The organism is Paenibacillus eucommiae (assembly GCF_017874215.1).
GTDB lineage: Bacteria > Bacillota > Bacilli > Paenibacillales > NBRC-103111 > Paenibacillus_AI > Paenibacillus_AI eucommiae.
This window is the reverse complement of sequence record NZ_JAGGLB010000002.1, coordinates 150,412-171,256: the sequence shown is the minus strand read 5'-3', so window position 1 is coordinate 171,256 and position 20,845 is coordinate 150,412. Positions and strand designations below refer to the sequence as shown.

General features: G+C 45.6%; 17 protein-coding genes. 14 read left to right on the top strand and 3 right to left on the bottom strand.

What is annotated here, in order from left to right; translation table 11 throughout:
- Window positions 1–11: 11 nt before the first annotated feature.
- The 10 genes from J2Z66_RS03230 (at window position 12) to J2Z66_RS03185 (ending at window position 14,997) form a co-directional block, all read left to right on the top strand.
- Window positions 12–908, top strand: coding sequence for a carbohydrate ABC transporter permease (locus J2Z66_RS03230; RefSeq protein ID WP_209969892.1), 897 nt, complete (start codon window positions 12–14; stop codon window positions 906–908).
- 36 nt (window positions 909–944) lie between these two features.
- Complete coding sequence (locus tag J2Z66_RS03225) at window positions 945–1,832, top strand: carbohydrate ABC transporter permease (RefSeq protein ID WP_209969890.1); 888 nt, start codon at window positions 945–947, stop codon at window positions 1,830–1,832.
- A gap of 13 nt (window positions 1,833–1,845) precedes the next feature.
- On the top strand, window positions 1,846–3,918 hold the full coding sequence (locus J2Z66_RS03220; RefSeq protein WP_209969888.1) for a YIP1 family protein: 2,073 nt from the start codon (window positions 1,846–1,848) through the stop codon (window positions 3,916–3,918).
- A 13-nt stretch (window positions 3,919–3,931) separates the two neighbouring features.
- Window positions 3,932–6,247 carry a DUF5696 domain-containing protein gene (locus tag J2Z66_RS42420; protein ID WP_245375249.1) on the top strand — a complete coding sequence of 772 codons (2,316 nt, stop codon included), beginning with the start codon at window positions 3,932–3,934 and terminating at the stop codon, window positions 6,245–6,247.
- Window positions 6,240–7,103, top strand: coding sequence for a carbohydrate ABC transporter permease (locus J2Z66_RS03210; RefSeq protein WP_209969887.1), 864 nt, complete (start codon window positions 6,240–6,242; stop codon window positions 7,101–7,103). Before J2Z66_RS42420 ends, J2Z66_RS03210 begins: the two co-directional genes overlap by 8 nt.
- A gap of 23 nt (window positions 7,104–7,126) precedes the next feature.
- Window positions 7,127–8,125, top strand: a complete 999-nt coding sequence (locus tag J2Z66_RS03205) for a carbohydrate ABC transporter permease (RefSeq protein WP_209969886.1) — start codon at window positions 7,127–7,129, stop codon at window positions 8,123–8,125.
- A 105-nt stretch (window positions 8,126–8,230) separates the two neighbouring features.
- Window positions 8,231–9,979: a sensor histidine kinase gene (locus tag J2Z66_RS03200; protein WP_209969884.1), complete on the top strand. Its 1,749-nt coding sequence runs from the start codon at window positions 8,231–8,233 to the stop codon at window positions 9,977–9,979.
- Complete coding sequence (locus tag J2Z66_RS03195) at window positions 9,972–11,300, top strand: response regulator transcription factor (protein WP_209969882.1); 1,329 nt, start codon at window positions 9,972–9,974, stop codon at window positions 11,298–11,300. Before J2Z66_RS03200 ends, J2Z66_RS03195 begins: the two co-directional genes overlap by 8 nt.
- Window positions 11,301–11,420: 120 nt before the next feature.
- Entirely contained in the window at window positions 11,421–13,223 is a 1,803-nt protein-coding gene (locus J2Z66_RS03190) for a glycoside hydrolase family 20 protein (protein WP_209969880.1), read from the top strand.
- Between the two features lie 55 nt (window positions 13,224–13,278).
- Window positions 13,279–14,997, top strand: coding sequence for an extracellular solute-binding protein (locus tag J2Z66_RS03185; protein ID WP_209969878.1), 1,719 nt, complete (start codon window positions 13,279–13,281; stop codon window positions 14,995–14,997).
- 68 nt (window positions 14,998–15,065) lie between these two features.
- Here J2Z66_RS03185 and splB read toward each other — a convergent pair whose 3' ends face one another.
- On the bottom strand, window positions 15,066–16,133 hold the full coding sequence (gene splB / locus J2Z66_RS03180) for a spore photoproduct lyase (protein ID WP_209969877.1): 1,068 nt from the start codon (window positions 16,131–16,133) through the stop codon (window positions 15,066–15,068).
- Window positions 16,134–16,332: 199 nt separating this feature from the next.
- Here splB and mntR point away from each other — a divergent pair, with 199 nt between their 5' ends.
- Together mntR and J2Z66_RS03170 are read left to right on the top strand one after the other, a co-directional pair.
- Window positions 16,333–16,758 (top strand): transcriptional regulator MntR, encoded by a 426-nt coding sequence (gene mntR / locus J2Z66_RS03175; protein WP_209969875.1) that lies wholly within the window; start codon window positions 16,333–16,335, stop codon window positions 16,756–16,758.
- 161 nt (window positions 16,759–16,919) lie between these two features.
- On the top strand, window positions 16,920–17,876 hold the full coding sequence (locus J2Z66_RS03170) for a patatin-like phospholipase family protein (RefSeq protein ID WP_209969874.1): 957 nt from the start codon (window positions 16,920–16,922) through the stop codon (window positions 17,874–17,876).
- 38 nt (window positions 17,877–17,914) lie between these two features.
- On the opposite strand, the gene J2Z66_RS03165 is transcribed toward J2Z66_RS03170, so the two are convergent.
- Entirely contained in the window at window positions 17,915–18,175 is a 261-nt protein-coding gene (locus J2Z66_RS03165; protein ID WP_209969872.1) for a hypothetical protein, read from the bottom strand.
- Entirely contained in the window at window positions 18,153–19,067 is a 915-nt protein-coding gene (locus tag J2Z66_RS03160; protein ID WP_209970309.1) for a DUF1385 domain-containing protein, read from the bottom strand. The genes J2Z66_RS03165 and J2Z66_RS03160 overlap by 23 nt, the downstream gene beginning before the upstream one ends.
- Window positions 19,068–19,311: 244 nt before the next feature.
- On the opposite strand from J2Z66_RS03160, the gene aroQ reads away from it, so the two are divergent.
- Window positions 19,312–19,752, top strand: coding sequence for a type II 3-dehydroquinate dehydratase (aroQ, locus tag J2Z66_RS03155; protein ID WP_209969871.1), 441 nt, complete (start codon window positions 19,312–19,314; stop codon window positions 19,750–19,752).
- Window positions 19,753–19,762: 10 nt separating this feature from the next.
- Window positions 19,763–20,836: a M24 family metallopeptidase gene (locus J2Z66_RS03150; RefSeq protein ID WP_209969869.1), complete on the top strand. Its 1,074-nt coding sequence runs from the start codon at window positions 19,763–19,765 to the stop codon at window positions 20,834–20,836.
- Window positions 20,837–20,845: the final 9 nt, after the last annotated feature.

Genomic DNA, 20,845 nt, shown 5'->3' with positions numbered 1-20,845 from the left:
GGGACGAAAGTATGGGGAATCAAGTAGGGTTGTTTTTGCGCAAACACAGGGCCGGCTATTTGTTTCTGCTGCCTTTCGTACTGCTGTTTACCTTGTTTATTATCATCCCTGTTTTGGTTGCGTTCGGCACCAGCTTCACCAATTACAATATGCTGCAGTCGCCGCAATGGATCGGGATTACGAATTACAAGCTGTTATTTATGGATGACAGGATCTTTCTGAAAGCGCTTAGTACTACGATGATTTTTGCTTTTATTACCGGTCCTATCGGGTACATTATGTCCTTTGTCGCTGCCTGGGTCATCGATCAGCTGAAGATGAGGAATGCGTTCGCCCTGGCCTTCTATGCACCTTCGATTACCGCAGGCGTTGCGATGGGTTCGGTATGGCTGATCTTCTTCTCTTCTGACCGGTACGGCTATGTCAACAATTTGTTGATTAAATTTGGCTTTATTGACAGCCCCATCGGTTGGAATATCGATCCCGATTATATTCTTGGCGTCATTATGCTGATTTCCGTCTGGATGAGCATGGGTACAGGATTTCTTGTCTTCCTTGCAGGACTGCAAAATATTAACAAGGATTATTATGAAGCTGGCGCTTTGGACGGTATTAGAAACAAGTTTCAGCAGCTGATCTATTTGACGCTGCCGCTGATGAAGCCGCAGCTGCTGTTTGGTGCCATAAACTCGATTGTCGTGTCTTTTGGCGTATTTGACATCGCTGTTTCATTCGCCGGTTTGCCCAGTCCTAATTATGCAGGACATACGATTGTGGCGCATCTGTATGATTACGCGTTCATTCGTTTTCAGATGGGTTATGCTTCGGCAATCGCAATGGTCCTGTTCGTGATGACATTTTTGCTCGGACGCATTGTTTTTCGCTTATTGGGTTCAAAGGAGATCTAGTCGGATTGTCAGTACAATCAAAAGGGGGCTATCAAGATGAAAGCAGCTTTAATTACCAAATTTCCTCGGCGGTATTTCAGGATCAGCCCCGGCTGGATACTGTTGTACATTATTATGCTGGCGCTTGTTGTTTTCTGTGCATTACCGCTTATCTTTGTTGTGAGTACGGCATTTAAGCCGTTCGATGAACTGTTTCTTTTTCCGCCGAGATATTTTGTCATGAAGCCTACACTCGATAATTTCAGAAATCTCGTCATTTCACTCGGCAGCTCTACGATTCCATTCGCACGATACGTTTTCAATAGTGTGTTGGTCACTTCAGTCACGGTGTGCTGTACCGTTCTTGTCTGCTCAATGGGCGCATATGGCATGGTCAAGCACAGTCCTCCAGGGTCCAAGACGTTGTTCAGTCTGATAATCGCCGCGCTGATGTTCTCACCGCATGTAACGCAGATATCCAGATATATGGTCGTTAATGAGCTTGGCTTGATAAATACTTATTGGGCACTTATTCTTCCGAATATTGCTGTGGCCTACAACTTTTTCTTAATGAAGCAATTTACAGAACAGTTTCCGAACGAGCTTCTTGAGTCGGCACGTATTGATGGAGCAAGGGAATGGCGCATTTTCTGGAAAGTGGTTATGCCTGCATTAACTCCCGCCTGGTCGACTTTGGTGGTGTTCTCTTTCGTAACGAATTGGAACGACTATTTCTCCGCGCTCATCTTTCTTACCAGCCAGACGATGAAAACGATCCCGCTCGCCCTGCAAACGATAGCAGGCGGACCGGCGACGATGAATATTGGGCGTGCCGGGGCGGTAGCGGCAGCGACCTTCCTGATGGTCATTCCCACAATTATTGTATTCATGACCATGCAGGCCAGAGTGATGGAGACAATGACTCACTCTGGAATCAAGGGATAAGGAGACGACTAATATGATTAAGAAACTGTGTCTCTTCTTCGCAGCTTTGATCATGATTCAAGTGAGCTTGTCTACTCCGCTGCTGGCAGCGAGCCAGGACTACATACTGTCAGGGGATAAGCGCGTTCCCATTCCGGAATCGTATCTTATTTCCAAGACCATATACAGTATTGGCGCGCCGGAAGGAATGACAAGTTACTTCGATAAGCCGCAGGATCTGTTCATAAATGAACAGGGGTACTTGTTTGTCGCTGATACTGGCAACAACAGGATCGTCAAGCTTACCACCGATGGAACAGTTGTCGGCATATACAGCGGCGATCCTGATAGCCCTCTCCGCTCGCCTGCAGGCATTTATGCAGATGAAGTAGGAGAGATGTATATTGCGGATACCCAGAACAACCGTATCGTTCATCTCGCAGCAGACGGCCGGTTCATAGAGGAATTCGTAACACCAAGTTCCGAGCTGCTGCGGGACACGTTCGCTTTGGCACCATCGAAGCTGCTGGTCAGTCCGACGGGATACATTTACACGGTCAAAGGACAAAACATTATGGCCATGGATGCATACAACCGTTTTCGCGGCTTTCTCGGCCAGACCGAAATCGGTTTCCGCTTTGTGGATGCCTTCATTCGTATGTTCGCATCGCAGGAACAGCGGAACAATATAGCCAAGAGGAATGCGCCCTACTATCTGAACATTACGATGGATACGAAGGGATTTATTTATGCAACTAGCCTTGACCCCGGAGGCGAGATCAAGAAGCTCAACTCACTCGGATTTGACTTGTTCAAGCACAGAAAGAACAAGCAGCCGCTTGGCGAAAGAAGAAATATCGAAACAGGTGAACCGCTAACTCCCAGATTTATTGATATTGCAGTAAGCTCACAAGGAATAATTACTGCTCTGGAGGAGTTATCCGGAAAGCTGTACCAATACGATCAGGACGGTAATCTACTCACGGTCTTCGGCGGCAAAGGAACGAAGAAAGGCAAGTTCTCTGCTCCGACATCTATTGTCAATGACAGCGATGGAAACTTGTATGTATTGGACGGCGCGCAGGGAGGCATTTATGTCTTCGCACCAACCCGTTTCATTCAACGGGTGCATCAGGCAGTTGATCTTTACAGCCAAGGCGAGTATTTGAAAGCTTACGAGGCCTGGGAAGAGGTTGCCAGCATCAATGAAAACTACCAGCTTGTGTATAGCGGACTGGCTGATACTTTGTATAAGCAGGAACAATGGAACGAATCTATGGATAATTACCAGATGGCAAACGATAGGAGCGGTTATTCCAATGCATTTTCCGAATTTCGCTATGTCATGCTGCGGCACTACTTCTTCCTTGTTGTCTTGCTGATCATTCTGGGCGTATTCCTACTGTTCCAGTGTGTTAAATGGTTAAAGCGTTTATCAGTCGAGGCTGCACAAGAGGCGGAGCGAGGGAAGGGCAGAATGAATGTGATTACCGGGATCAACTTGTCTTTAGGTGTTATTTTTCAACCGAGGCAAACATTCGAACTCATTATTACGGCACGCGGAAGGTTGAATTATGGGGCGGGGATCCTTATTTTGCTGGCTGTATTTCTTGTCAGAATGATTTATCTGGCAGTCATCCACTACCCGCTTGAATCTATGAACATCATCGAATCCAATCTGCTGCTGGAGAGCGTCAAGCTGCTGCTGCCGCCACTTACCTGGATCGTTGCCAGCTTCTTTATTACCTCCATCTCGGATGGCGAGTCGAAGATTGGAGAAATTTTCACAGCTTCGAGCTACTGCATGGTCCCTTATTTGTTAATGATGGTACCGCTGGCGCTTCTTTCCAATATATTGTCGCTGCAGGAGTCGGTATTGTTTGATCTGTTGTATAGCGGGATGTGGGTGTGGATTTTGATTTTGTTTTTTATCAGCATCAAGATGCTTAATGATTACACAATGCTAAAGTCAACGATAGCTTATGCCGCGTCTGGAGCTTCGATCTTATTGCTTTGGTCGATTGGGCTGCTGTGGTATGTATTATCGGGCCGGTTATATATGTTTATCAGCGGGGTCGTTCGGGAAGTTCAGATGTCATGGATGTAGGGAGGGAGCACACATGAAGAAGCGACTGTATGGGAGGAAGCCGATAATTGCCATCGTGATTTTATCCGTGGTGCTTTCCTCAACGTATTTTCAACGGGACACTGTTGTGCAGGCAACCGAGCAGGAAATGAAGCAGGAATCTAAGCTGGAAACTAAGCAGGAAACCACACAGGAAACCACACAGGAAACCCAACAGGCAAACTCGCAGTTAACACAGCATGTCCCTGAGAAGTATGAGCAGATAGCGGAATCCGGACATCTTGTCCTTTACAGCAATCTGACAACCGGAGCAATCGCAGTAAAAGACTCGCGCACCGGATATGTATGGAAATCTGTTGTGGATCGCAAAGACTATGACTTGGATAAAGAAAAAGCACTATGGCAAAATTACATGTCCTCCATGGTTAGTTTGACCTATACAAGTCTGTTATCAACCCGGGAACAGGTATTGAGCAAGCTTTATTCCTTCTCCGATGCTAAGTTAGTGGGTGCTGACAGGATGAAGAACGGGATATCGCTGAACTATGATTTTGCCAAGATAGGTGTGGGGGTTGTGCTTGATATCACGTTGGAGCAAGGTGCCTTAATTGTCCGGGTTCCTGCAGACAAGATCAGACAAAAAGAAAATGTTGGCATTGTCAGCCTGGAGCTAATGCCCTTCTTCGGAGCGGAAGGAGCGCGGGTGGAAGGCTATATGATGTATCCTGACGGCAGCGGGGCTTTGACCCGCTACAATATGAAGGAGCAGCGTCCCCGGGATGTGAAGGGGATGAAATTGTCAATCTACAGCGAAGACAAAGTCAGCATCGATGAAGTGCCCATTGATGGCGAGAGCAGCTACCAGGCCATGCTTCCTGTATTTGGCATCAAAAATGGGGACAACGCTGTTCTGGCTGCCAGCACCAAGGGAGCAGAGGATACTTGGATCAATGTTAATCCGGACGGATATATGATCGGCTTGAACAGGATTGGTTTCGAATTCAATTACCGTCACCTCTATTCGGTCAGTATGTCGAACATTACTGTACGGGGAGAAGGCAGTGACAAATCGCAAATTTCCAGAGCGGATAAAGAATTGATTCACAGCGACAGGGAGGTGCGGCTGTTTTTTCTTTCTGGCGACGAGGCCAACTACAGTGGAATGGCGAACGTATACCGGGGCTATCTGACTCAGCAAGGTCAACTAAACAAGGTTATCCAGGATCAGGATGAAATCCCTTTGGGCTTGGACCTTTTTATGGGGATTTACGAAAAACGCATTCTGTGGGATAAATTCATTCCGATGACTACATTCAAAGAGGCTGAAGAAATCACTTCTTCCTTAAAAGGCGCTGGCGTAGGACAAATCGACCTAATGCTCAAGGGATGGACCAAGGGAGGATATGGCAAACATCCGGTGAAAAACGGGGTGCCGGAATCCAAGCTGGGCGGACAGAGCGGCTTGAAAGGCCTGGCGGAATATGTGCAATCTAACGGTTCCAGAATGTTCCTGGGTCAGGATTTTATGCTGGCTGCTTCCAAAAGCTGGGGCCTATCGAGCAAAAAAGATGTTGCCAAACAGGGAAGTAATTTACCGGTCACTAATCTTTCTAACTCGCTTGTACTGATAAATCCGGCAAAAGCGCAAGCACGTTCAACCCAATTCCTCAAGCAGTTAAACAAGTATGAAAGCAGTTCGGTTGCTTTGGATGGTATGGGTCAGTCCATTTATCATGATTACAATAAGGTGAATCAAATGGACAGAGCGCAAACGCTGCAGACATGGCAGGAAGTCATGCGAGAGGCTGTCAGTCAGCGGCACTGGATTGCTGTAGACGGCGGCAATCAATATGTGCTTCCGTACGCATCACGTCTTTACAATATTCCGCTGAACTCCTCTAAAAGCCTGATAAGCGACGAGGACATCCCTTTTTACCAAATGGTTGTTCATGGCCAAATTCCTTATTCGTCTGATCCGGGCAACCTGTCCTACGATTTGCAGTTCCAGAAGTTGAAATGGGTAGAGTATGGCAGCATGCCGCTGTTTGAACTGACCTGGCAGCCATCATCCAAGCTGAATAAGACGACTTATAATACCTTGTTTACATCTTACTATGAAGATTGGGTCAAGCAGGCTGCTGATATAGTCCTAGAGTTCAATCAGCGGCTTCATCCGGTCTGGAGTCAGCCCATGGTTTTGCATGAACAAGCTGCCGACAAGCTGATAAAGGTAAAATACGGTAATGGTGCTCTTATTTACATCAATTACAATGATACAGCTCGTGAAATTGAAGGTCACCTGGTAGGAGCGCTGGATTATTTGGTAGTGGAGGCTGGGGACGATGCGTAAATTCAGACTTAGCATGGAAAGAAGACACATACTGGAAGGCTATGTTTTCGTTTTGCCATTTGTGGTAGGCATTATCGCATTTTTTCTCTTCCCGCTATATGTTTCTATCAAGCTGAGCTTCGGCGAGCTGGTCCGAATGGTTGGCTTTGAAATTCAGTGGACGGGATTGGATAATTTCAAAAGGGCATTTCTCGTGGATATCGAGTTTTTGCCTATGTTTCTTAGGGTCATTAACCAAACGCTGCTAAAAGCGCCGCTGATCATTATTTTCTCCGTAATTTTGGCTATTCTGGTGAACAAAAGCATTCGTTTCAGAGGTTTTTTCAGAACGGTGTTCTTTATCCCTTTTCTACTGGGTACAGGAGGGGTTATGCAGCAGCTACTGGATCTGAGAGTGGATAAAGCACTGATTTCAATAGCGGATGGCGGATTGATTCCCCGCGAGCTGCTGATGTATCTGGGACCTACTGCAGTATCTGGAATTGACACCTTTTTTGGTATTATTGTCGCCGTGCTTTGGAGCTCAGGTGTGCAAATTCTGCTCGTGCTCTCTGGCTTGCAAAATATTCCGGTGTCCTTGTACGAATCGGCCAAAATAGATGGCGCCACAGGTTGGGAGATGTTCTGGAAAATTACACTCCCTATGCTTTCTCCGGTCTTGGTACTTGTTATTATCTACACCTTGGTGGATTCATTCACGGGGATGGTCAATCCCATTCTTAGTTATATCAAAGAGATGGCTTTTATCAACCTTGATTTTGAGTATGCTGCGGCAATGGGCTGGATCTATTTTGCCTTTATCATTTTAATGGTGCTGCTTGTTATGGCGGTTTTCTCCAAAAAGATTCAAATATAGGCTGATTGAGAGAAAGGGTGGTAATGATGCGCGGTAAAACAGCAGGTCCATCTGCAGCGGATAGGGTTCAGTGGAGCAACCGTACAGGATTAGCTTTATTCGACTGGATGAAGAATCCTCGGAGAATCAATGAAAAAATAGCGAGGCTGGCCATCTACATTCTTTTATTTGATCTGGCATTTGTATTTATATTTCCTTTCCTGTACATGCTGGTGACTTCATTCAAATCCAGTACTGACCTATATGATTTTACAGTCAATTGGGTGCCGAGAACGCTGAGGTTCGCGAATTTTACATTGGCTTTTAAACAGCTTCACTACTGGGACTTTTTCAAAAATTCGGCATTTGTCACTGCAGTGGCAACTGTGGGGCATCTGTTGTCGTGTTCCTTCGTTGGTTACGGATTTGCCCGCTATAATTTTCCGTTTAAGAAAACACTTTTCATGATTGTAATTATCGCATTTATTGTACCGATTCAGACGATTATTGTGCCTATGTATATGGTGTTTGCCAATTTGAAGTGGCTGAACAGCTATTTGCCGATTTTAGTACCTACGTTTTTTGGCCTTGGATTTAAGGGAGCTCTGTTCATCTTCATATTCCGGCAGTTTTATCTGGGTATCCCGAGAGAGCTGGAGAATGCTGCGAAAATTGATGGCTGCGGATTTCTGCGCACCTACTGGTTAATCGTGTTTCCAATCGCCAGGTCTGTATTTCTGGTAGCCATCGTGCTGTCTATTGTGTGGCATTGGAATGACTTCTATGAACCGGGAATCTACGCTTCCCGTCCGAACCTGTCCATGCTGCCCGTCAAACTCAGCTCAATGGCTGATATCGTGAAGGCACCGATTACGACCGCGGCGCAGATTAAGAAGAGATTGGAGCACCCTGAAGAAGTTCTGAACAATGCAGTCCTTATGGCAGCAACACTGCTTGTGATCCTGCCTGTACTTATCAGCTTTGCATTTCTGCAGCGAAAATTCATGCAAGGAATTGAACGAACCGGAATTAGCGGAGAATAGCACAAGCTGTTATCGCATAATGCTGTGTAAATATGCTAGAATTAACCTGCGTGGCTAATGTTTTAGATCGTGATGGCACAGAAAAGGCAGCAGGGGGGTGTTCATTTGATCATTAAAAAAATCTGCAAAATTTGTAGAATCTCAATTTTGAACAAAGTCATCTTTGCTTTTTTACTGGTGATGACCCCTTTGTATGTGCTTAGTCTTATGATGAATAAAGAAGGGACTAAAAGTGTAAGAGACGAAATATCCAAATCCGTTACGGCTTCGATTCATTTTTATTTAAATGCTTTTGAAACAGAAATATCACGAACCAGAGTACTGCAGCAGGAGCTGCTTGTAAACAAGGATTTAATCAAGCTTAGTGCATTAGGCAATCAGATGACCCCCTATGAAAAAAGTCAGGCGATCCTAAGAATTCTGGATCAGATGAACATGATTCAACGAACCGGAGTTTATATTGACAGCATTAATATTTACATCCCCCTTATCAAGCGTACCTTGACGACAGGACTCCCGCTTGTCCCCTTGTCTGAAGAAGATTTTGTCGTGTTGTTCCAGTCATCTGCCGCATCACCCTCTCCGGTCATTCAATGGAAAAAAGGCGTATTATCCACGGTGGTCAATCCCAGCCCTCTGCTGCCGGGACATAAACTGCCGCAATATCTCATCAGTGTGAACTATTCTTTCAGTAATGTGGAGCAGTCGCTTCTGCAGTTTATGAATTACGATCAAGGCGGAGCGCTGATTGTCCATCCGGATTGGCATATCGCCAAGTTAAAAAACATGGATCCGCAAAATTTGCCGCTGATGATTCAGTCAGTAGAGAAGGGCGGCGATCTTGAGCATGTAACATCCTGGGATAATAAGTTTATTTTCGTTAGTCAAAAATCCAATATATTGGGTGCCGTAATGGCCGTTTTCGTTCCGGAGCAAGAAGTATTCGGTCCGCTTGTCATGCGTAGAAACTGGTTCTGGATGTTATGCGGTTTATCTGCGTGCATCATTATTTTTTTCTCCTTCGGGATTTACCGGATGGTCCATAGTCCGCTGATTGTCTTGGTCCGTGCTTTTCGCCGGGTGGAGAAAGGGGAGCTGGATGTTTCGATCGATGACAGCAGGAAGGATGAATTCCATTATTTATTTATGCAATTTAATGCGATGGTCCGTCAGTTGAAGTTTACTTTGCGAGAAGTATATGAACAAAGGATTCTAGCTCAGCGCGCCAAGTTAAAGCTGCTGCAATCGCAGATCAATCCGCACTTTTTGTATAATAGTTTTTTTATTTTGAATGAAATGGTACGTAAGCATAACGACGAACAACTGGATATGTTCACTGGACAGCTCGGCAAGTATTTTCAGTATATTACCAGAAATGCGATGGATCATGTGACGCTGGAAACGGAAGTAGAGCATGTTCGGGCTTATACGTCTATTCAGGGTATCCGATTTTCCAAACGTGTGCAGGTGCACTTTGGGGAGATGCCCGATTCGTTTAAGGCAATCCTGGTGCCCCGGATGATTCTGCAGCCCATTGTAGAAAACGCGTTCCAACACAGCTTGGATCAAAAAGTGAAGAACGGGCATTTGTATATCCAATTCGTTGACAAAGGGGAAGAGGTTGAAATTATTGTTGAGGACAATGGTGATGTCATAGACGATGATCAATTGATTCTTCTGCAAAGTCAGGTTCTCAGTTACAATGATGAAATGGAAAGTACCGGAATATTCAATGTGCATAGGAGGCTGCAGCTTATGTTCGGAGATGCATCAGGTATCGAACTTACTAAAAGCCAATATGGCGGATTAGCGGTCAAAATCATCATAGTGCCAGGGGGTGAACGGAGTGTATAAGGTCATGGTGGTGGATGATGAGGAAATCATCGTAAACGGCGTCTGTGATTATTTAAGCACGCACAATACGCTCGATTTGGACATTTACAAATCCGATAATGCTTTCGAGGCGATCAGCCTGATGCGCAAATACAGAATGGATGTCGTGCTGACCGATATCCGTATGCCCGGGATGACAGGAATTGAGCTGCAGGAGCAGGTGCTGAACTATTGGCCCCGAAGCAAGGTCATATTCCTTACAGGCTACAATGAATTTACTTATATTCACACTGCCCTCCGCAACGGAGCCGTCGATTATATTATGAAAACGGAAGGGTATGAGAAAATTCTGGAGGTTGTTCAAAGGACCATTCAGGAAATTGAGAGTGAAGTTAGAAGCAAGCAGTATCTGGAGAAAGCGAAAGAGCAAATGAAGCATTCCGTATGGCAGGATTATGTACTGGATTTATTGCACAAGGAAGAAATATCAGCGGACTTGGTTAACAAGCGCTTGACTGATATCGATTTCCCTCTTTGCGCTGAGCGGCCCTTCATGCTGATTATTGGACAGATCGACCATTGGCTCCCGAAGTACAACTTTTCTGACAGATCCTTGATGCTTTATGCGGTCCGGAACATTGCCGAAGAATATTTGTCTCATACAGCCTCGTGTATTTCTGTTGCTTATGAACATTCAAAACTGGCGTGGATGATTCAGCCGTCAGATTTGAACTGCAATGTGGAGTATATTCACGAAACATTCGAGTCCATACAGCGTATATGCAGTGAGATATTGGAAATGAAAATATCCTTTATTATGTCCAGTGAATATTGTGCATGGCACCAAGCATCCAGCAAATTCACTAAATTGAATGAATTGTCGTCCTACCGCCTTGGCTCTGGTGAAGAATGCCTTCTGACCGAAAAGTCTGTTCCCCAGCCGGATGATAACAAATCGGATTGGAAAATGGCCGCGCAAATGAAAAAGATGGATAACAGAGAGGAACAGATTGACCGCACAGATAGGCTGATTTCACGCATTCAGGAATATATTAACGACCATATTAATCAGAATCTCACGCTGATTTCATTGGCAGAGGTTGTGTACTTAAATCCATCCTATCTTTCCCGTCTGTACAAGCAAGTTACAGGAATGAATATTTCCGACTTTATTACAGGTGTGAAAGTGAGCCGAGCCAAGGAAATGCTGAGAAACCCAAAATACAGAATACAGGATATTTCAACTGCTTTAGGCTTTGAATCACCTTCTTACTTCACCCAGCTTTTCAAAAAATATACAGGTCAGACACCTCTGGAATTCAGAGGATCTCTTAATCATTAAATTAAGTATATATCCAGATAGGAAGTAAAGATAACGATAGATACAGGCACGCTATGGTTCTCTATAATGAAATCAGGAATAGGCGCCTAAACCGAAAATCTTCCTAAAGGAGTGTATACCATGCATACGCTTATTATTGGCCGCGATAAGCAGGTAATAAACATCGTGATGGCCAGCGAAGCTTCAGCTCCAGTGCGGCATGCGGCAAATGAGCTGCAGAGCTTCATTCAGAAAATAACCGGCATATCGCCGTGTATTGTTTCATTTTCTGAATCGCCATTTATTGCCATTGGCAAAGAGGCGGGCTCGCCGGCATTTGGTGAGTTGCCCGATTTTGCCCAGGAAGACTTCGTTATACGGGAAAGCGGGGGCAACTTGTTGATCGCTGGCGGAGAGCCGCGGGGCACTTTATATGGCGTATATACATTTCTGGAAGATTATTGCGGCTGCCGCTGGTTTTCTGCCAAGTGCAGCCGCATTCCGAAGGCCGAGTCTATTGAAGTTCCCACGGGCCTTGCCGTGTACAAGAAACCGGGCTTCGCATACCGGGATACTTTCTACACGGATGCAGACTCGTTCGACAGCAATTGGCTTGTCCGCAATAAAAGCAATAGTGCATCTATGCGTGGTGAAAAAAGCAAGCTGCAGGAGCATCAAGGGGGAGGGATTCGTTATACGGATGGCTGGTTTGTGCATACATGCATGAATATGGTGCCGACGAGCGTGTATGGCGCTGAGCATCCGGAATATTTCGCCATGAACGACGGCGTCAGGCTGAGCAAGCACCCGTATCCACAGCTATGTTTGACGAACCCTGATGTACTGGCCATTTCGATTGACAGTGTCTTGAGAGCACTTAGCAAGGATCCCACATCTACCATTATCTCTGTATCGCAAAGCGATGGGACGCTCCCTTGCGAATGTCCCGAATGTAAGGCGGTTGTCGCTGAGGAGGGGGAGGAGTCCGGTGTTCTGCTGCGTTTCGTCAATGCAGTCGCCGAGGCGATCGAGACTGAATTTCCCGACGTGATCGTCGATACGCTGGCCTATTCGTATTCCCGCAAACCACCCCTGCATGTTAAACCTCGTCATAACGTGGCGATCCGGCTTTGTTCCTTTGAGTGCTGCTTTACGCATGCATTCGATGATTGCCGCTTAATGTGCGACGGCAAGAGACGGTTTCATGAGCCGTCTTTCAACGATTTTGCTGGGGATGTAGAAGCTTGGTCGAAGCTGACTGACAAGCTTTATATTTGGAACTATATCAGCAATTTCGAATTGTGCACGCTGCCCTTGCCCAACTTGCGTGTGCTCGCTCCGAATGCGCGCTTTATGGCTGCTAACAGCGTAGTAGGCGTTTTTTCGGAAGCGATTGATTACTCCGAGTTAGGCAACGGCGGGGAAATGGCAGAGCTTCGCGCTTGGCTGAACGCGAAAGTCCTATGGGATCCGGAGTTTGATGTGGAAGCAGGGAAACGCGAGTTTCTGGAAGCCTGGTTTGGTCCTGCGGCGGAACCGATTGGCGAGTATATAGATCTGATGCATGATGTCACTGAGAGTCTTCATTTTCATATTGGCATATTTGACTCGCCGGTAACTCCAAATCTTAGTCCCGATATTCTCGACAAGGCCGATGTGCTTTTCGGCGAAGCGGAAGAGCTGGTCAGAAATATGCCCCTCGAATACGCCAGAGTCTCGAAGGAACGCCTTAGTATTAGATTCCCCCGGTTTTTCCAGTTCGAGCCGGAAGCGGACAGAACTGAACGGGTAGAACAATTTATGCGGGAGGCAGCTGCGCATGGCATCCTCAGGTTCGGCGGGAAATGGTCCAGCTACGCACATATTCGCCGGATGCTGCAAGAGGGCGTATGGCCGCCTGCATTTGAGCCAGCGAGGGATGAGCATGGGGCTCTCATTGGTTGATGTGCTTTTTAATTTAAACCTGTTGTACAAATAAAATGAGTCGGGGGTATGTCACATGTCATTTGGAAAAATACGAATGATCGTATCTGTTATGCTCGTTCTTTCCATTGTCTTACTCACTGCCTGTCAGTCAAAAAAAGCTCCGGCAACCGAATCACAGCCTCCCAAGGAAACAGCAAGCAATGAGCAGTCAGCAGCTCCGAAGGAAACCTCACAGGAAGCCATTGATCCTCTGGGCAAGTTTGATCCTCCCATCAAGATGGTGGGGGCGAGATATTCTAACGACCAAGAATATCCGCAGGGTGAGTCTTTAGATAACAACAGATGGCTTGATGCCTACCGGTCGACACTAGGGATTGAATTAAAATGGAAATTCATGACAACTGGAGCCGAATATTCGGAAAAGCTGAGTGTAGCCATTGCATCCAACGATATTCCTGATGCGATGGTAGTTGACGCCACTACTTTCCAGTCGCTGCTGGACAATGATATGCTTGAGGATTTGACAGAGGTCTATGACAAGTATGCCTCCAAGACAACGAAAGCTGCACTTAGCGAGACTTCAACAGGGAAAGCAGCCCTAGAGATGGCCAGCCGCTCAGGCAAGCTGTACGGTATTCCTGAGACCGCACAGACTGTTGCAGAGAAGGCAAGAATGCTGTTCGTGCGGGCTGATTGGCTGGATAAGTTAAACCTGCCCGAACCGAAAACGATACAAGACGTGATTAAAATTGCGGAAGCGTTTGCAACGTTGGATCCGGATGGCAACAATGTCCAGGATACCTACGGACTGGCTGTCGCTAAATCATTCCTTTTTGCAGATTTTGGAGACTTATCCGGATTCTTTAACGGCTATCACGCGGATCCAAATATCTGGTTGAAGGATGCTAGCGGCAATTTGGTTCACGGAGTTATTCAACCCGAGATGAAAACTGCGCTGCAGGAGCTGCAAAACATGTTCAGCAAAGGCATACTCAGTACAGATATGGCTGTCAACACGGTTGAGTCGGAGTGGGATGCGGCCATTAATGGAAAGCTGGGTATGAGTTATGGGGTAATTTGGACGCCGGCACAGCCATTGAACCTTAATATTGAGGCAGATCCTGAAGCGGATTGGAAGGCTTTTCCCATCGTTTCAGCTGACGATAAGCCTGCGAAGGTTAGGGGCGGATCGCCGACCGGCGACTACTATGTAGTGAAAAAAGGCTACTCGAATCCCGAAGCTATTGTGAAAATGGCCAACTTGTTTATTGAAAATCTTTATAATATTCCGAACAGTAAACTGATCACAGATAAGAAGGGCGACGGAACCGACGGAACTATATCCTTGGTCGGTTTGGCGCTTGTGCAAGCCTTTAACCCAGATAGCAGTGTAAAAACAGCGACTCTTCTTTCAGAAGCTTTGAAAGCTAAGGATCCGAGCAAGCTGGATAAAGGATTGAAAGGAAGCTACGATTTAGCACTTAAATTTCCCCAGGATCGTAAGGCATGGTTAACGTATCGCTTGTATGGCGATGAATATGGCAGTTACAATGTTGCCAATTATTATGATAAGAATGATTTGCTCCTACTCAATGCGTATGGGGGTCCTCCAACACCAACGATGATATCTAACAATAAAATATTGAGAGATTTGCAAACCGATATTTTCACCAAAATTATTATGGGTGAAGCGCATATTGATGAATTTGATAGTTTTGTTGAACAATGGAAAAAATCAGGCGGGGAGCAAATGACCAAAGAAGTGAATGAGTGGTACGCTGCCAATAATTAATACTTTGGTTTGACGGGGCTGACCCAATGCTCGCCACAATGACATTGGGACAGTCCTTTTGTTTTGGATCAAGTGAAATATTCAATCTTTGCATGGGGAAACTTATCGAAGATCTGTTCCGTAATAAATTCTCGCAGTGCATTCGCCTGTTCGTCCGGATACACATATTTGCCTTGGCCCCAGCGTCCCCATTTGTATTTGCGTTTTTCCTCGTCCATCTCCAGCTTGGTTTTCGGATATCTTCTTTGAATCACATTTTTGGCTGTTTTGGTGTAACGATGCTGGATGAGCTCAAAGGTCAAATCCCTGGTTGTATCTGTTGGCAATGAAGCATGCAGCTTTTCAAGCAATTCCTCGTAGCCTTTCTCCCAGCCTTCATGCCAAATAATCGGCGCGATAATAAAACCCAGCGGATAACCGGCATTCGCTACCTTGCCAGCAGCATCTATCCGTTCAGCAAACCTGGAAGTGCCTGGCTCGAAATTTTTGATGACATAATCAGCATTTACGCTGAAACGAAAACGTGTATGTTTGTTATGCTTAGCATCAAGCAGCGGCTCAACGTGGTGATATTTGGTCACAAACCGGAGTCTTCCCAGAGGCTCTTGTCCCATGAACTCAATAAGCTCTTTAAGTGAACCGGAAATATGCTCCAATCCTACAGGATCGGAAGTACAGGCCGCTTCGAAGCGGGTGATTTCCGGAGCTCTTTCTTCGATATAAGCTTTAGCTGCTCCCAGAATATCTTCCATATTTACATAAATTCTTATATAAGGCTTTGCTCCCAGCGTTGTTTGCAGGTAGCAGTAATGGCAATGTCCCATACAGCCAGTGGCAATAGGGATAGCATATTCAGCAGAAGGCTTGGAAGTATCGAATTTTAGCGTTTTTCTAATCCCTACAACAAGCGTTCTTTTGGCAATCCGGTACTTCTCCAGCTCGGTCTCGCCTGGTAAATCTCTAATTTGGTTGTGAGAGGTTGTCATATGAATGTCCAGTCCTTGTTGCTTGGCCCATTCATGGATTTGCCGGCCCTTGGGATAATTTAAAGCATCAGGCTCAAAATAAACAAGCTCAGGCACGAATATGGATGAATGAGGCACGGAAGCAGGGGGCGGCGACAGTTTGGTTGTCATAACGATCATCCTTCCTTATAGCCATTCTAATGGTTAGAGTGCCACCACAAAGTAGCTTTAAATCATGGGAATCATACACATAGGATGGATGGTCTGGACTTGAACCCTTATCAGCAGCACTGGCCATAACTTGCTTTATTTAAATGAACAAGTTATCATACTAAAGAGTCATTTATAGAATTTCAGGGGGAACGAACTGATGCCCACACCAAGTATGGAGGACTATTTAGAGAAAATCTACAAGCTGTTTGAGGAAAAAGGCTATGCTCGGGTCTCCGATATCGCTGAAGGGCTTGAAGTGCATCCATCCTCCGTTACCAAAATGATCCAGAAGCTGGACAAAGACAAATATCTCGTATACGAAAAATATCGCGGCCTAATATTAACATCTAAAGGGAAAAAGATGGGCAAGCGTCTTGTCGACAGACATGTGCTGCTTGAAGAATTCCTGACAACAATTGGTGTCCTAGAGGACAATATCTATAAAGATGTAGAGGGCATTGAGCACCACTTAAGCTGGGATTCGATAACTTGTATCGAGACACTGGTCGAATATTTCCGCAGAGAGCCTTCAAGGCAGGAAGAGCTGCAGCAAATACGGAAAGAGTTGGATTCCGAAGCATAATAGAGTTAGGTTAATGCCAGGCGATAGGTAAGAAAAGTACGATGCCCTTCTCAAGAAGGACATCGTACTTTTTTTCATTCATACGAACAATCTGTTTCCGCATAAATAAAAAGTGGAGCCCTACTAATGATACTAAGCTCCAGGGAGCGGGCGATGGTACGATGAAAATCAACGGAGTATTCGAAGGTGGAGGAGTGAAAGGCATCGCTTTGGCGGGTGCGGTTAGCGCGGCAATGGATCAGGGGTATGAATTTGATAAGGTAGCAGGAACGAGCTCAGGTTCGATTGTGGCCGCTTTTTTGGCTGCAGGCTACAAAGGGGAAGAAATGCGCAATATGATCCTGCAAACCCCATTTTCGATGTTTTTACAGCGTTCCTGGATATTTGACACGAAGACAGTTGGTCCAATCGTCCGCTTATTGTTTAAAAAGGGCTTGTATTCCGGTGAAGCGCTGGAAAATTGGGTCTATCAGAAGCTGCTGGCCAAAGGGATACGAACTTTTGGAGATTTAAAGCATGTACCTATTAAAATCATAGCTTCTGATATTTCTCAAGGTAAGCTGCTAGTGCTGCCGGATGATATCGCGCAATATGGCATTGATCCGCTCAAATTTTCAGTAGCCAAAGCGGTTAGAATGAGCACGAGCATTCCTTATTTTTTCGACCCGGTCATGATTCGTAAAGCACCTCAGGCCACTGATTCCCGTGATTCCTTTCGAGATGAATTTGTATATATTGTTGATGGCGGGCTGCTGAGCAATTTTCCGCTATGGGTATTTGACGAGGACCATGAACGTTGCGGGACTCCCGCTATCGGCTTCCAATTAGTAGGTAAAGTTGAGACTAAGACACACCACATTAAAGGTCCTTTTTCCATGCTGGAAGCTTTATTTGGCACGATGCTGAATGCTCATGATGAACGGTATATCGAAAAGCGCAACATTTTCCGTACCGTCAAAATTCCAGCGATAGGTGTGAGCAATACTGAGTTTAATTTGTCCAAAGAAAAAAGCCTTGAGCTCTACGATCAGGGCTACAAGGCTTCTGAAATTTATTTTAAAAGATGGACGGTTCAAATGTACGAAGACAACTATGAAAAATTCGTGATTCGCAAGTAAAGATGAATGGTCCCAAGGCAGGTAGTGAGATGAGAAGGTTAATGATATTTGGGACGATCCTCAGAATCATTGCCTTTGTTACCCTGAATGACACGGAAGGTAGCATTTTTGCTTTTCTTTCTTCCAGGCTTGCCCGAAGTGGAGCGATTCATCCCCCATTTGGAAGGCGGGAATTTATACAGCAAAAAGATAATGCCGAACACACAAATCGGAACGATCAGCATCCTCAAACTCATAATCAGGCCAATGGCCAGCAGTCCAAGGATGATGTATCCGCTAGTTGTGAAGCGTCTTCTCATACAGCCTCTCCTCCTTTATTCTTTGCTCCGCTTCACGCATGCGGTTGAAAGAAGCAATTGAAACCTCTACCTGATCATCGAAGGGTTGTTTAGTGGTTAGCATTTGCAGCCACAGCCCTGGATATCCAAGATAACGCAGTACAGGAACCGTTCGTAAGGAATTTGTAAAGCGCAGCAGCTCGTAGGAGATGCCAATGACAAGAGGTAGCATAATCAATCGCTGTAAAACACGTTCAAGCAGGCTGTCGTAAGGAAGGAAGGAATACACGACTACACCGACTATAACGGTGAAAACCATGAAGCTGCTGCCACAGCGGTAATGCAGCGTACTGAATTTCTGTACGTTTTTTACAGTTAAGTCTACACCTGCTTCATAAGCACTAATGACCTTATGCTCTGCACCGTGGTATTGAAACAGTCTTTTCATCATCGGCGTCAGCGAAATAAAATAAATGTATCCGACGAGCAGGATGGTTTTGATAAGGCCCTCTAACAGATTATGACCGATTTGATTGCTAAATACATTTTGAAACAATAATTGTTCAATAAAGACAGGGACTAACGTGAAAACGAATTTCCCGAACAGAAAGGAGATCACGCCAATAACGGCAACTCCAAGCACCATCGATAAATTAGAGAACATTCCGCCTTTTTCTTGCTTCTTGCTTTCCTCCTGCTTGTCATCCTCGTCTTCAACCATTGCTTCCGCGGAGAAGTTAAGATGCTGCGCTCCTTTGGCGCTTGATTCGACAATACCGACAATGCCGCGGATGAGTGGAATTTTTTTGAGCATTTGAATCCACTTGATTTCCTTCTTGGGCACCTCGAGATAATCCAAAGTACCATCTTTTTTGCGTACTGCCGTGACCTGTACATTTCCACCAGCAAACATGACACCCTCGAGAACTGCTTGTCCACCGTATATACTATTATTTGTTGACAAAGTAATCCACCTTCTTTATCTATTGTGTTCGATCCTTGTGTACCTAATATATTGTAACGGATTCACAGGTTGAATGCTACCGATTGGGTGTAGAATATGCGCAGAAGGTAAAAGCTAAGGAAAAGGCATGGAGATTATATACACAAGACAAGAAAGTTATGGTAAAATGGGCTTCTGTAAGGAGGGGTGATCCGTGACAAAGATTCAGGTTATTAATGGTCCGAATTTAAATATGCTTGGCGTTCGTGAGCCTGCAGTATACGGAAGCTTAACGCTGCAGGGTATTGAGGAGCAGCTTAATAAGCTTGCACCAGAGCTTTCCATAACATTGTCATTTTTTCAATCCAATCATGAGGGTGCTATTATTGACAAAATTCATGAGGCTTATGGCCAAATGGACGGCATTTTGATCAATCCAGGAGCGTTTACCCATTACAGCTATGCGATCCGGGATGCACTAGCTACGGTTTCGCTGCCGGTTGTGGAAGTACATATTTCTAATATTCACAAAAGGGAAGCCTTCCGCCATCATTCTGTTATAGCGCCCATAGCTGTTGGGCAAATATGCGGATTTGGCGCTTTTGGCTATGAATTGGGACTGCGGGCTTTGCAACAGCATCTACAAGAAAGCTAGGTGGAGACGTATGCAGGAACAACGAATTGAACGGCTTCGACAGGTCATGCAGGAAGCAGAATTACCTGCCCTGCTCATAACGAACTCATTTAACCGTCACTACATGTCGGGCTTTAATGGCTCGGCCGGTTATTTGCTTATTACTCAGGAGCGCGCCATTTTCCTCGCTGATTTTCGCTATACTGAGCAAGCTGCGCAACAAACTTCAGGCTTTGAAATTGTTGAGCATCAGCCTAAAGCCGCGACAACCATTAAAGAGCTTTTGGTTCATTCGGGAATTGACAGGCTGGGCTTTGAGCAGACGGATGTTTCTTACGGGGCGTTCCTTAATTACACAAAGGATTTGACGGGTATTGAGCTGGTGCCGACGAATCAGCTTGTAGAGAAGCTGCGTATGATCAAGGATGCTGGCGAGCTGCAAATTATGCAGGAGGCTGCAGACTTAGCAGATGAGACTTTCTCTTACGTGCTCACAAAGCTTAGACCAGGTGTATCTGAGATCGAGATTGCACTAGAAATTGAGATGTTCATTAGACGTAACGGGGGGACTTCTACTTCCTTCGATACGATTGTTGCCTCAGGCGAGCGCTCGGCCCTTCCACATGGCAGAGCAAGCGAGCGTATACTGGGAACAAATGAATTTGTCAAAATGGACTTTGGAGCGTATTATAAAGGATACTGCTCAGATATTACACGTACCATCATGCTCGGCAAGCCGACGGACAAGCATAAGGAAATTTATCATATCGTGCTGGAAGCTCAAATGCACTGTCTGGAAAACCTGAAGCCTGGCATGTCAGGAGCAGAAGGCGATGCGCTGGCCAGGGATGTTATTGCCATGAAGGGCTATGGAGAATTTTTCGGCCATGGCACCGGACATGCCTTGGGCATGGAAATTCATGAATCGCCGCGGCTTTCCAAGCATGACGATACGATTTTAACGACCGGAATGGTAGTTACTGTAGAGCCTGGAATTTACCTCCCTGGTTTTGGGGGAGTGCGAATTGAGGATGATGTGGTGCTAACGGAGACCGGGATTAAAATATTGACCCATTCAACCAAAGAGTTTCTTATTCTTGATTAGCGGAGGGAA